This is a genomic window from Bradyrhizobium sp. ORS 375 (assembly GCF_000239775.1).
In the GTDB taxonomy this organism is placed as follows: domain Bacteria; phylum Pseudomonadota; class Alphaproteobacteria; order Rhizobiales; family Xanthobacteraceae; genus Bradyrhizobium.
Genome location: NZ_CAFI01000093.1, coordinates 1 through 12,819, shown reverse-complemented (window position 1 = coordinate 12,819; position 12,819 = coordinate 1). Strand labels below are relative to the sequence as shown.

Annotated in this window: 13 protein-coding genes; 8 read left to right on the top strand and 5 right to left on the bottom strand. The window is 65.7% G+C overall.

Annotated features, from left to right (window positions below; translation table 11 throughout):
• The 4 genes from BRAO375_RS07870 to fabD all read right to left on the bottom strand — a co-directional run.
• A partial coding sequence (locus BRAO375_RS07870; protein ID WP_035639522.1) for a beta-ketoacyl synthase N-terminal-like domain-containing protein occupies positions 1–750 on the bottom strand: 750 nt, incomplete at its 3' end.
• A 222-nt stretch (positions 751–972) separates the two neighbouring features.
• On the bottom strand, positions 973–1,212 hold the full coding sequence (locus BRAO375_RS07865; RefSeq protein ID WP_002716125.1) for an acyl carrier protein: 240 nt from the start codon (positions 1,210–1,212) through the stop codon (positions 973–975).
• Positions 1,213–1,646: 434 nt separating this feature from the next.
• Positions 1,647–2,384 carry a 3-oxoacyl-[acyl-carrier-protein] reductase gene (gene fabG, locus BRAO375_RS07860; protein ID WP_009026929.1) on the bottom strand — a complete coding sequence of 246 codons (738 nt, stop codon included), beginning with the start codon at positions 2,382–2,384 and terminating at the stop codon, positions 1,647–1,649.
• 33 nt (positions 2,385–2,417) lie between these two features.
• Positions 2,418–3,377, bottom strand: a complete 960-nt coding sequence (gene fabD / locus BRAO375_RS07855; protein ID WP_009026928.1) for an ACP S-malonyltransferase — start codon at positions 3,375–3,377, stop codon at positions 2,418–2,420.
• Between the two features lie 372 nt (positions 3,378–3,749).
• Here fabD and rpsF point away from each other — a divergent pair, with 372 nt between their 5' ends.
• The 4 genes from rpsF to rplI all read left to right on the top strand — a co-directional run bounded on the left by rpsF (position 3,750) and on the right by rplI (position 6,177).
• Complete coding sequence (gene rpsF / locus BRAO375_RS07850; protein ID WP_011926260.1) at positions 3,750–4,211, top strand: 30S ribosomal protein S6; 462 nt, start codon at positions 3,750–3,752, stop codon at positions 4,209–4,211.
• Between the two features lie 5 nt (positions 4,212–4,216).
• Positions 4,217–4,456, top strand: coding sequence for a 30S ribosomal protein S18 (gene rpsR, locus BRAO375_RS07845; protein WP_009026927.1), 240 nt, complete (start codon positions 4,217–4,219; stop codon positions 4,454–4,456).
• A gap of 132 nt (positions 4,457–4,588) precedes the next feature.
• A complete protein-coding gene (locus BRAO375_RS07840) occupies positions 4,589–5,536 on the top strand; it encodes a hypothetical protein (RefSeq protein WP_009026926.1) in 948 nt (315 codons plus the stop codon).
• 50 nt (positions 5,537–5,586) lie between these two features.
• The gene (rplI, locus tag BRAO375_RS07835) at positions 5,587–6,177 is read left to right on the top strand and encodes a 50S ribosomal protein L9 (protein ID WP_009026925.1); all 591 of its coding nucleotides are present in this window, start codon (positions 5,587–5,589) and stop codon (positions 6,175–6,177) included.
• 54 nt (positions 6,178–6,231) lie between these two features.
• On the opposite strand, the gene BRAO375_RS07830 is transcribed toward rplI, so the two are convergent.
• On the bottom strand, positions 6,232–7,029 hold the full coding sequence (locus BRAO375_RS07830) for a hypothetical protein (RefSeq protein WP_009026924.1): 798 nt from the start codon (positions 7,027–7,029) through the stop codon (positions 6,232–6,234).
• Between the two features lie 413 nt (positions 7,030–7,442).
• Between BRAO375_RS07830 and BRAO375_RS07825 the strand changes: the two genes are divergently transcribed.
• The 4 genes from BRAO375_RS07825 (at position 7,443) to alr (ending at position 12,301) form a co-directional block, all read left to right on the top strand.
• Positions 7,443–8,693, top strand: a complete 1,251-nt coding sequence (locus BRAO375_RS07825) for a cyclopropane fatty acid synthase (protein ID WP_009026923.1) — start codon at positions 7,443–7,445, stop codon at positions 8,691–8,693.
• 456 nt (positions 8,694–9,149) lie between these two features.
• Positions 9,150–9,272 carry a hypothetical protein gene (locus BRAO375_RS38830; RefSeq protein ID WP_283806058.1) on the top strand — a complete coding sequence of 41 codons (123 nt, stop codon included), beginning with the start codon at positions 9,150–9,152 and terminating at the stop codon, positions 9,270–9,272.
• Positions 9,273–9,562: 290 nt separating this feature from the next.
• Positions 9,563–11,071 (top strand): replicative DNA helicase, encoded by a 1,509-nt coding sequence (locus tag BRAO375_RS07820; RefSeq protein ID WP_035639518.1) that lies wholly within the window; start codon positions 9,563–9,565, stop codon positions 11,069–11,071.
• A gap of 45 nt (positions 11,072–11,116) precedes the next feature.
• A complete protein-coding gene (gene alr, locus BRAO375_RS07815; RefSeq protein WP_009026920.1) occupies positions 11,117–12,301 on the top strand; it encodes an alanine racemase in 1,185 nt (394 codons plus the stop codon).
• Positions 12,302–12,819 lie beyond the last annotated feature (518 nt).

The following is a 12,819-nucleotide window of genomic DNA, read 5'->3' as shown; positions in this document are numbered from 1 at the left end:
CTCCTCGAGCACGACGACGCCGGCGCCCTCGCCCATCACGAAGCCATCGCGGTCCTTGTCGTAGGGGCGCGAAGCCCGCTCGGGCGTCTCGTTGAAGCCGGTCGAGAGCGCACGCGCCGCGCAGAAGCCGGCCATGCCGATTCGGCAGATCGGCGATTCGGTGCCGCCCGCCACCATCACGTCGGCATCGCCAAGCGCAATCAGCCGGCTCGCATCGCCGATGGCATGCGCGCCGGTCGAACAGGCGGTGACCACGGAATGATTGGGGCCCTTCAGGGCGTGCTCGATCGAGACATAGCCGGAGGCGAGATTGATCAGGCGTCCGGGAATGAAGAACGGCGAGACCTTTCGCGGGCCACGCTCCTTGAGCAGGATCGCCGTGTCGGCGATACCCGACAGGCCGCCGATGCCGGAGCCGATCAGCGTGCCGGTGGCGCAGCGGTCCTCTTCCGTCGCGGGATGCCAGTTGGCGTCGTCGAGCGCCTGGCGCGCAGCCGCCATGGCGAAGATGATGAAGTCGTCGACCTTGCGCTGATCCTTCGGCTCCATCCACTGATCGGCATTGAACGTGCCGTCAGTGCCATCGCCGCGCGGCACCTGGCAGGCGACCTTGGCCGGCAGATCGGAGACGTCGAACGTTCCGATCACGCGCGCGCCGCTCTTGCCCTGAAGGATCCGCTGCCAGGTCGTTTCCACACCACAGCCAAGCGGCGAAACCATGCCAAGGCCAGTGACGACAACCCGCCTCATGTTCGTTTCTCCAGACCCGCCCTTGAGCGCTTGTGGATCGGCAGATGGCCGTCGCGGCACCTCGGGTCACATTGTTCGAGCAACAAATCTTGGCCGGTCAGCTCGTCGGAATCGTGCCTCGCCGGCCGCTGGGTGACGGCTCATCGGACGGCCGCCAACAGCAAGAAACCGGTCGACCGCACAAGACGGATCGGCCGGTTTCGCGCAATACTCGCCGGAGCGTCAGCTCTTGGCGTTCTTCTCGAGGAACTTGGTGGCATCGCCGACCGTCAGGATGGTCTCGGCGGCATCGTCCGGAATCTCGCAGCCGAACTCTTCCTCGAAGGCCATGACGAGCTCGACCGTGTCGAGGCTGTCGGCACCGAGGTCGTCAATGAAGCTCGCGCTGTCGACCACTTTCTCGGGCTCGACACCAAGGTGCTCGACCACGATCTTCTTAACCCGCTCGCCAATCTCACTCATCGTTCAACCTCGTGCTTGTTCCTTTAAGACCCGACCCCCGGATGATCCGCGTCATCCCGGCCGCTAAACTTCCTTCGCAATCGCGCAAAACCAGATTTGCCCCGCAGCGCCCCTTTACCGAAGCTTGGCCGACGACTTGCGGTCCGCAAACTTAGGAAACGGGGCCACTCACAACTCCAATCCACACTCCACCAGTCCGGTACGCCTCAGACCCAGAGCGCTCAAACAGGAACCCGGATCAGCAGCACCAGCCGACGGAGGCCCGGCGAACGATGGCAGCTTGCCCCGCCAATATACAGGGTTTGGAAATCCTGCAATGGCGTTCTTCGTGCCCACATGAGCGGCCCGGTTACCATACACGCAAATCATTGGCCACACGGCTCGCAAGGGTTGTTGCGACGTCTTTTCGCCGCATTCCGAGCCGTGGAAGCCGCCTAGATCATGGCCATGCCGCCGTTGACGTGAATGGTCTGTCCGGTGACGTAGGCTGCCTCGTTGGAGGCGAGGTACACCGCAGCTGCAGCAATATCCTCGGGCGTGCCGAGCCGCGCCGCCGGCACCTTGGCCAGGATGCTCTCGCGCTGCTTGTCGTTGAGCGCGTCCGTCATCGGGGTCTTGATAAAGCCCGGTGCGATGCAGTTGGCGGTGACGCCGCGCTTGGCATATTCGGCGCCGAGCGTCTTGATCATGCCGATGATGCCGGCCTTTGACGCCGTGTAATTGCCCTGACCCGGATTGCCGGTCACACCGACAATCGAAGTGATCGCGATGATGCGGCCGAAGCGCTTGCGCATCATCAGCTTGGTCGCGGCACGCGACAGGCGGAAGGTGGCGGTGAGGTTGACCTTGATGACCTCGTCCCAATCCTCATCGCGCAGCTGCACAAACAGGTTGTCCCGGGTGATTCCGGCGTTGGCGACGAGAATGTCGACCTGGCCCATCGCCTGCTCCGCGGCCGGCACGAGCGCCTCGACCTCGGCCGCGTCCGACAGGTTGCAGGGCAGCACGTGAACGCGGCTGCCCAGCTCGCCAGCGAGCGTCTCGAGGACCTCGCGCCGTGTGCCCGAGATGGCCACGGTTGCCCCCTGGGCATGCAAGGCCTTGGCGATCGCGTTGCCGATGCCTCCGGTCGCGCCGGTGACCAGCGCGGTCCTGCCACTCAGATCGAACATCCAAACTCTCCTCAATGCCGCTGACGCGGCCCTTTACGATGCTTTCGCCGCGGCCAGCGCATCCTTGGCGGCCGCAATGTCCGCCGGTCCGCCGACGGAGACGCCGACCGCGCCGTCCGCGATCCGCTTGACCAGGCCGCTGAGCACCTTGCCCGCGCCGATCTCGAAGAAGCGCGTGACGCCCTGACCCGCCATATAGGCGATCGATTCGCGCCAGCGCACCGTGCCTGTGACCTGCTCGACCAGACGACGGCGAATCTCGTTGGGATCGCTGATCGGCGCGGCCAGAACATTCGACACGACAGGCGCGGCCGGCGCCTTGATGGTGACCTTCGCCAGCGCCTCGGCCATGACATCGGCCGCCGGCTGCATCAGCTGGCAGTGGAACGGCGCGGAGACCGGCAGGAGCATCGCGCGCTTGGCCCCCTTGGCGCGGGCGATCTCGACGGCGCGATCCACCGCAGCCTTATTGCCGGACACCACCACCTGGCCACCGCCATTGTCGTTGGCAGCCTGGCAGACCTCGCCCTGGGCCGCCTCTTCCGCGACCGCGACCGCGGCGTCGTAGTCCATGCCGAGCAGCGCCGCCATGGCGCCCACACCAACAGGAACAGCCTTCTGCATGGCAAGTCCGCGCGTCCGCAGCAGGCGAGCAGTATCTGCGATGGTCAGACTGCCGGCGGCCGCCAGCGCTGAATATTCACCGAGCGAGTGGCCTGCGACGAACGCGGCGTCGCGTCCGACCGAGAAGCCCGCCTCGCTCTCCAGCACCCGCAAAGTCGCCATCGACACCGCCATCAGCGCCGGCTGGGCATTTTCGGTGAGCTGCAGGGTCTCGGCCGGGCCTTCCCAAATAATGGCGGTCAGCCTTTCGCCGAGGGCGGCGTCGACCTCGTCGAACACGGCGCGGGCCGCCGGAAACGCGTCCGCGAGCGCCTTGCCCATGCCGACGGCCTGGGACCCCTGCCCCGGAAAAGTGAATGCTGCCGTCATGGCCGCTCCCTGAACGTTCCAAAATCCCTGGAATTGAGTAACTTTGGCCGGAAAGACACTGGCCCGACCCGTGATGTCAAGCGCATGACGGGCGCATTTCGACCACTTTCCCTTGCCTCGGCTGCGAAAATCGGTATAAGGCCCGCCATCCGTGGATCCCGAGCCGGGAGCTGAACGGACGGTCCCAGCAAAATCGCTTTGCTTCATCTTGGGGAATTCCAACCTCCAAGACGTCCAGGCGACTTTGATGTGGCAGGGCCAGTCGGCCCGTCGTCCCGTGTTCCCGCCTTCTGAGCTGACGTCTGCGAGTCCTTTCCACAAGGTCTCGAAGGGCTTGACGCCGGGATTTGCGCCAACTTGGAAAGGACAGCCATGCCGCTTTACGAGCATGTTTTCCTCGCGCGTCAGGACGCGAGCACCCAGCAGGTGGAAGAACTGACGACTCAGATGACCGGTATCGTCGAGGGTCTCGGCGGTAAGGTCACGAAGACCGAGAATTGGGGCGTTCGCTCCCTCACCTACCGCATGAACAAGAACCGCAAGGCGCACTTCGTGCTGCTCAACATCGACGCGCCGTCCGCGGCGATCGCCGAGATCGAGCGCCAGGAGCGGATCAGCGAGGACGTCATCCGTTACCTCAGCGTCCGCGTCGAGGAGCTCGAGGAAGGCCCGTCGGCGATGATGCGCAAGGCCGATCGCGACCGTGAGCGCGACGACCGCGGCGGCGGCTTCCGTGGCGAGCGCGATGGCGGCGGCTTCCGTGGCGATCGCGGTGACCGTGGCGATCGTGGCCCGCGCCGTCCCCGTGACGAAGAAACTGCGGACGAGGAGTAAGATCAATGGCTGAAGCCGCCGCACGTCGCCCATTCTTCCGCCGCCGCAAGACCTGCCCGTTCTCGGGCCCGAACGCGCCGAAGATCGACTACAAGGATTCGAAGCTGCTCATGCGCTACGTCTCCGAGCGTGGCAAGATCGTGCCGAGCCGCATCACGGCGGTGTCCGCCAAGAAGCAGCGTGAGCTGGCCCGCGCCATCAAGCGCGCGCGCTTCCTCGGCCTGCTGCCCTACGTCATCCGCTAAACGCGGACCCCGAACCGGCGGCCTCGCGCCGCCGGTTCTGTTTCTCGAATTCTCATAAGGCTTCCGGGTCGTCCGGTTGCCGATGGTTGGGGCCTTGAGGCCTCTAACCGCTCGAAGGGAGCGGGACAGCTGATGATCGGAACGCTTCTCATCGCGCTCGCGGCAGGCGCTGCCTCCGCCGTCATGTTCGCCTCGACCGTGTCGGGCGTGATGCTGTCGCTCGTCCTCGCGCTGTTTGCTCCCGTTCCGCTGATGGTCGCCGGCATCGCCTGGGGCCGCCTCTGCGCAGCGATCGGCGGTCTCTTCGCAACGGCTTGCGTGCTGGCCGTGTTCAGCTTCTCGCGCGCCGAGATCTTTGCGATATCCGTCGCCCTTCCCGCCTGGTGGCTCGGCCATCTCGTCCTGCTCGGCCGGACCATGGCAGGCCCGTCCGGCCAGGACACCGTCGAATGGTATCCTCCCGGCAATATCCTGCTGTGGGTCGCCGTGATCGCCGGGCTGATCGTCGCGTTCGCCTTCGGTACGGACGTGTCGGCCACGAATCAATCCTTCAGGCGGCTGCTGGAGCGCGTGCTGGCCAGGACCGGCACGCCCGAGGGCGTCGACATTCCCCGTCTGCTCGAGTTGCTGGTCTTCATGGCGCCGCTGATGGTCGCGATGATCATGACCACCATCCTCACGCTCAACGTCGTGATCGCCGCCAAGATCACCGCGATCTCCGGCCGGCTGATGCGTCCGTGGCCGCGCCTGCGCGAGACCAAGCTGCCGCTGATGACCCTGCCGGCGCTGTTTGCCATCATCGCGTTCTGCTTCCCTGAGGGGCTGGTCGGCCTGCTGGCGCGGATCGCGGCTGCGGCGCTGCTGACGGCCTATGCGCTCACCGGCCTTGCGGTGCTGCATACACTGACCTTGCCGATGCGGACGCGCCCGCTGTGGCTCGGCCTCGCCTACGCGCTGATACCGACCTTCATCTGGCCGCTCCCCGTGCTGGCCATGGTCGCGCTCGGCCTCGCCGACGCCGCCTTCGACCTCCGCCACCGCTTCGGGCCGCGGCGGCCGCCGCCGTTGCCGGTGCCGTAAAACGTCAACCTCACACCAACCGCTTCCGAACATCTTGAAGGAGAACATCGATGGAAGTCATTCTGCTGGAACGTGTCGCCAAGCTCGGCCAGATGGGCGAGATCGTGAAGGTCAAGGACGGGTTCGCCCGTAACTTTCTCCTGAAGCGCAAGAAGGCGCTGCGGGCGACCGCCGAGAACAAGGCCAAGTACGAGGGCATGAAGGCCGAGCTCGAGGCCAACAACATCAAGGCCAAGGGCGAGGCGTCCAAGGTCGCCGAGAAGATCGACGGCCGCGACATCGTCATCATCCGCCAGGCCTCCGAATCCGGCCAGCTGTTCGGCTCGGTCTCGGTCCGCGACATCGTCGCCGCCCTCGCCGCTGACGGCATCACCGTCAGCCGTCCGCAGGTCTGGCTCGACGCGCCGATCAAGACCATCGGCCAGCAGAAGATCACGATCGCGATCCATCCGGAGGTCGAGACCTCGGTGACCGTGACGGTCGCCCGCAGCGCCGACGAGGCCGAGCGCATCAAGCGCGGCGAGGACATCTCGACCCGCCAGGAGGACCGTGACGCCGCCGCCGAGGCGATCGCCGCCGCCGGCGAGTTCTTCGATCCGGAGGCCCAGGAAGAGGCCGCCGGTGAACCGGCCGCGCAGTAAGCGCCCCGCAGCTAAAACGAAGCCCGGCTCATCGAGCCGGGCTTTTTCTTATGCTCATCGCGATGGCGACGACGGCACCGAAGGATCCGACGGCACCGACTGGGTCGTCGCCGGAGCCGGCGTCACCGGCGGCACCGGGTCGGCGCGCAGCGCCGGCGCCGCATCGCTGGATTTCGGCGTCTCGACCTTTGGCGGCTCGGATCGCGCAGAACTGTCGTCTCGCGCCGGTGCCGGCCTAGTCGCGCCCGTCGACTCGCTGCGCGGCTCATCGGCGGCCGCGCCCTCCTGGGCCGGCTTCTTACGCTTGCCGTGCTTGCCCTTCTTCCCGACCGCGCTGCTCTCGCCATCGGCCGGCTGCTCAGCGACCGGCGGCTTGGCCTCTGCTCCCGCCTCAGGCTTCGTCTCGGCCGGCTCGGACCGCTTCGAATGACGGCCGCGGCGGCGCGGCTCGCTTTGCCCAGCGCCATCGGCCTCAGGCTTGGCCTCGGTGGGCTCGGTCGCGGCGCGCGCCCGGCGCTCGGAGCGCGTCTCCTTGCCGTCCTTGTTACCGTCCTTGCCCGAATGACCCATGTAGCGGGCGTCGGCGGCGCCATTGGAGATCAGGTAGTTGGCGAGCACGCCGGCCATCTCGGGGCTGGTCGTATAATGCTGCCGCAGGAAACCGGGCAGCGATCCCGCGGACACGGTCTTGGCCAGACCGCGCGGGGACTTGTGGCAGACCACGCAGGTCCCGTTGAAGATCTGCGCCGGCGTCTTGCCGGCATCGAGATTTTCCTGCGCCATGGCTGCGCCGGCCGAGCCGATGCAGAACGCCACCACCACCGTCGCCAAATTGAGCGCTCGGCCCACCATCCTCATTCTCCAGCTATGGTTTTGCCCGCACGGTGCCATCCGCGACGGCAGTTGCCGTGCTTCCCCTCGCCATCGGGCGAGCGCGACGCCAGCATGAGCGGCCGCTCTCGTCGACTGCGATCCTCCAAGACCTGATCCGACCAAGACCGGCCGGACACCGGCTAAGCACCGGCGGCCGCCGCCTTTTTAGCGGATCGGACCACGAATGAAAGCGCACAGATGTTCCAGCGCACAGATCTCCAGACTTCGATGTGGATCGGGAATAACAGCCTTGTGTCCACTCCAATGGCACGAGATATGCCTCCTAACTAACATACGTAAGGTTTGCATGGGAACTTATCGGTTCTCGATGCGTCGAGTGCGACAGCCGGGCAAGTCAGCATCTCACGGGGGTAGCTCGTTGGGTGATGGGAATGGACCGTTTGCTGCGTCGTCTGTTGACTAGTTTCATTTGCCGCGGGTCGATCAGCTTCACGACCGCCGACGGCGTCACATTCAGCTGCGGGGATGGAACCGGTGTCCCCGTCGCGGCGCGCTTCACGACCCGGACGGCCGAGCGCCGCCTGCTGACCAATCCCGAACTGGCGCTCGGGGAAACCTATATGGACGGCACCTTCGTCCTTGAGCGGGGATCGATCGCCGACCTGCTCTCGATCATCATGAGCCAGCCGGCCGTGATGCCGGACTGGGCCAAGCCGCAATGGTGGCTGCGCTACCTGATCAGACCGCTGCGCCAGCTCAACATCAGGGCACGATCGCGAAAAAACGTTGCGCACCATTATGACTTGGACGGGCGGCTCTATTCCCTGTTCCTCGATGCCGACAAGCAATATTCCTGCGCTTATTTCAACACGCCGGACACCACGCTCGACGATGCCCAGCTCGCCAAAAAGCGACACCTCGCGGCCAAGCTGCTGATCGATCCGGACGACCGCGTCCTCGACATCGGCTGCGGTTGGGGCGGGCTGGGTTTGTATCTTGCGGAAATGACCCGCGCCGATGTCACCGGCGTGACGCTGTCGACCGAGCAGCTGCAGGTCGCCAATGCCCGCGCGGCGGAACGAAACCTCTCCGCCTCCGCCCGCTTCCTGCTGCAGGACTACCGCGACGTTCCCGGCACATTCGACCGCATCGTCTCGGTCGGCATGTTCGAGCATGTCGGCGCCGCCTTCTACGACACTTTCTTCCGCCGCTGCGCAGAACTGCTCGCAGACGACGGCGTGATGGTGCTGCATTCGATCGGCCGGTCCGAAGGTCCGGACTCGACCAATCCGTGGATCGCCAAATACATCTTTCCCGGCGGCTACATCCCGGCTTTGTCGGAGGTGCTGCCGGCGATCGAGCGCGCCGGCCTTCTGGTCTGCGACATCGAGATCCTCAGGCTGCACTACGCGGAGACGCTGAAGGCCTGGCGCGAGCGCTTCATGGCCCGCCGCGAGGAAGCCGTGCAGCTCTATGACGAGCGCTTCGCCCGCATGTGGGAGTTCTATCTGGCGGCCGCCGAGATGGCATTCCGCAAGCAGAACATGATGAACTTCCAGATCCAGCTGACTAAACGCCAGGGCGTCGTGCCGATGACCCGCGACTACATCCACCGCGAGGAGGCGCGCCTGCGCGCGCTGGAGCGCGGCGCTCGCCCGGCGCTGCGCATGGCCGGGGAGTAGGAATGGGCGCATTGACGCAGCTGTCGCAGTTCGCCGTCCCGCAGTAACATGAGGCTCCAGCCAATGGTGGCGACGGGAGCTGCCTCCATCGCCACAGCCGTCGTCCCGGCGAAAGCCGGGACCCATAACCACCTGCGGCAGTTGAGGGACCGTGTTCGATCGGCATCCCGCTCCATCACATCTCCCTGAGATTATGGGTCCTGGGTCGGCGCAGCGACGCCGCTGACGCGGCCTCGCTGCTTGCCCGGGACGACAGCGGGATCTGGAGCCGTGATCTCGCGCATGATGTCGAGCGCTTGCGCTCAATTCTCGCCCGAGTTCAATTCCAAGATGCTCATCTTGCAGACAACATCTCCAGCACGAACTTCCACTCATCCGTCTCAAATTTTCAAACAAAACGTCCGGTCTGTGAACTGGCTCACAGACCCCGGGGAAGCCCGGCCGTAGTCTCCCGGCATGATCGAGAGCCCGACCCAAGCCATGCTGGAACCGCAGACCGACTTCAGCACCGATTACGCGCTGATTGCCGCCGGTGTGTGCGCCTCCCTGCTCGCGCTGCTGTATCTGCTGCTGGTCTGACAGCGCACGCGGATCTGACGGCAGCCCCCACCCGGTTTCATGCACCGGGCGCGGAACACGTGTCGGGAGATTCCGGTGGTGCGCAAGGCACCTCCCTCCGTGATTGCACCGGGGTTCAGCTCTACCGGGCCCAGCGCTGAGTTCACTCGATTGCGTCAAGCACGGCATCTGGCGAGTCCGGATTCATCCACCAGATTTACCTGACGGTGAATAGCCGTCACGTTTCGCTTCCGCTTCGTACGCGACTGGCGCTTTATCCCCTCCCCTGCAAAGCTGCTAAACACGCATCCATGGCATTGACCGATTCGAACGTACTCAAGCTGGCTCCTACGGACGCCGCGACGCCGACCTATCGCAGCGCGCCTCACAACATCGAGGCGGAGCAGGGTCTGCTCGGCGCGATCCTCGTGAACAACGACGCGTTCTATCGCGTCTCCGATTTCCTCGAGCCGAAGCATTTCTTCGAGCCGCTGCATCAGACAATCTATGAGACCGCGTCCAGTCTGATCCGCATGGGCAAGATCGCGACGCCCGTGACGTTGAAGACGTTCCTGCCGGCGGACGTCGACCTCGGCGGCATGACCGTGGGCCAGTATCTGGCGCGCCTCGCCGCCGAGGCGACGACAATCATCAACGCCCAGGACTATGGCCGCACCATCTATGACCTGTCGCTGCGCCGCGACCTGATCGGCATCGGCGAGGACATGGTCAACGTCGCCTATGACGCGCCGGTCGACTTCGCGCCGCGCAACCAGATCGAGGACGCCGAGCGCCGGCTGTACGAGCTCGCCGAGTCCGGCCGCTATGACGGCGGGTTCCAGAAATTCTCGCAGGCGCTGACCACCGCGCTCGACATGGCCGCCAAGGCGTTCCAGCGCGACGGTAAGCTGTCGGGCATCTCGACGGGTCTGCGCGACCTCGACGCGAAGATGGGCGGCCTGCAACACTCCGACTTGATCATCCTCGCCGGCCGTCCCGGCATGGGCAAGACCTCGCTCGCCACCAACATCGCCTACAATGTCGCCCAGGCCTATGTTCCGGAACTCCAGCCCGACGGCACCTACCGCGCCGCGCAGGGCGGCGTGGTCGGGTTCTTCTCGTGCGAAATGAGCGGCGAACAGCTCGCCACCCGTATCATCGCCGAGCGCTCGGGCGTTCCCTCCAGCATGATCCGCCGCGGCGGCATCACCGAAGCCGATTTCGAGAAGCTGCGCGAATGCTCGATCGAGCTGCAGTCGCTGCCATTCTATGTCGACGAAACCGGCGGCATCTCGATCGCGCAGGTGATGGCGCGCGCCCGCCGGCTGAAGCGCCAGAAGGGGCTCGACCTGCTGGTGATCGACTACATCCAGCTGCTGTCGGGTTCGGGCAAGCGCGGCAACGACAACCGCGTGCAGGAGATCACCGAGATCACCACCAGCCTGAAGGCGCTGGCCAAGGAGCTCAGCGTTCCCATCATCGCGCTGTCGCAGCTGTCGCGCCAGGTCGAAAACCGCGAGGACAAGCGGCCGCAGCTGTCGGACCTGCGCGAATCCGGCTCGATCGAGCAGGACGCCGACGTCGTGCTGTTCGTGTATCGCGGCGAATACTACCTCGCCGCCAAGGAGCCGCGCCCCGGCACCGAGGAGCACCAGAAATGGCAGATGGAAATGGATCTGGCGCTGGGCAAGGCCGAGGTGATCATCGGCAAGCAGCGTCACGGTCCGACCGGCACGGTCGAGCTGCACTTCGACGCCTCGGTCACCCGGTTCGGCGATCTCGCGCATGACGGCCTGCCGCCGCAGAATCACGACTATTGACCGTGTGCTGTTGAACCGGGACGCCGCGGCGCGTAAAAGCGCCGCATGAGTGTTCCCGAACAGAAGCCCGCCGAGTCTTCCGTCTCGGCGGCCGATGATGCGATCCCGGCCAGCGCCACCGGCGTGCTGACGATCGATCTCGACGCGCTCGCCGCCAATTGGCGCAAGCTGGAAAAGACCGCGGTGCCAGCCGAATGCGCCGGCGTGATCAAGGCCGATGCCTATGGCTGCGGCATTCCGCAGGTGGCGCGCACGCTCGCCGCCGCCGGCTGCAAGACCTTCTTCGTGGCGACGCTCGGCGAGGCCAAGGTCGCCCGCAGCGCCCTGCCCGACTCCGCCGCGCTGTACGTGCTCGACGGCTTCTTCCAGAACACCGGCGACGATTACGCCGCGATCAACTGCCGCCCTGTCATCGGCGATCTCAACGAGCTCGCCGAGTGGGACATGTTCTGCCGCCGCACCGGCTGGAAGGGCGGCGCCGCCATCCATGTCGACACCGGCATGAACCGGCTCGGCCTCACGCCGATCGATGCGCAGGGCATGATCCCGCGCATCCAGAGCGGCGATCACGGCATCACCTTGGTGATGAGCCATCTGGCGTCGGCCGAGCAGGTCAACAGCCCATCGAACGCGCGCCAGCTCGCGACCTTCCGCGAGGTCGCCAGCGTCTTCACCGGCGTGCCGGCCGCGCTCGCCGCCTCCTCCGGCATTTTCCTCGGCGCCTCCTTCCAGTTCGACATGGTCCGTCCGGGCGCCGCGCTCTACGGCGTCAACCCGACGCCGGAGGCTGACAACCCGATGCAGCCGGTCGCCGAGATCAAGGCCCGCATCGTGCAACTGCGCGACCTCGCGCGCGGCGATGCCGTCGGCTATGGCGGTACCTGGACCGCGCGCCGGCCGACCAGGATCGCGATCCTCTCCGCCGGCTATGCCGACGGCTATTTCCGCGCCGCCTCCTCCAACGACGGCACGCGCGGCGCCGACGTCGTCATCGCCGGCCAGCGCTGTCCGATCGCCGGCCGCATCTCGATGGACCTGATCGCGGTCGACGTCACCGACCTGCCACCGAAAGCCGCCCGCCGCGGCCACTTCGCCACGCTGCTCGGCGAAGGCATCACCGTCGACGAGCTTGCGCATCATTTCGGCAGCATCGGCTACGAGGTCCTGACCAATCTCGGCCACCGCTATCACCGCATCTACAAGGGCGGCGCGGCGATCGCGGAGGGCTGAGCGGCTGCAACGACCACCGAATTCGATGGCACACGCCGCTGTATCCACATCGTCATGGCGAGCGTAGCGAAGCAATCCAGAGTCCCCCACACCACCCTGGATTGCTTCGCTGCGCTCGCAATGACGGGCTGATAGACATGGGCACAAACTTGCAGCAACGCTTGCCGCCGTAGCCCCGATGGGCGCAGCGACATCCGGGATCACACGCGCCGTGTCGGAGACCCCGCATGTCGCCGCGTTCATTCGGGCTACGCACCGATCGCGTTGCTCTGCGCTTGCGAGCCCGATGATCGGCCGCCAACCTCCGCTGACATCGCCCGGCTTGACCGCGCGCGATCCAGTATTCCAGAGACGGTTGTGAGTCCTCGATAGGCCGCGGCGTACTGGATCCCCGCTTTCGCGGGGATGACGACCGGGTGAGAGGTGCGACCATTCGGTCTCATGGGCGGACACGCCTCATCATCCTCGCGCGCGGTTTGCGCCGAGGCATCCATTTTATCTTCACCCTCCAAATGAAC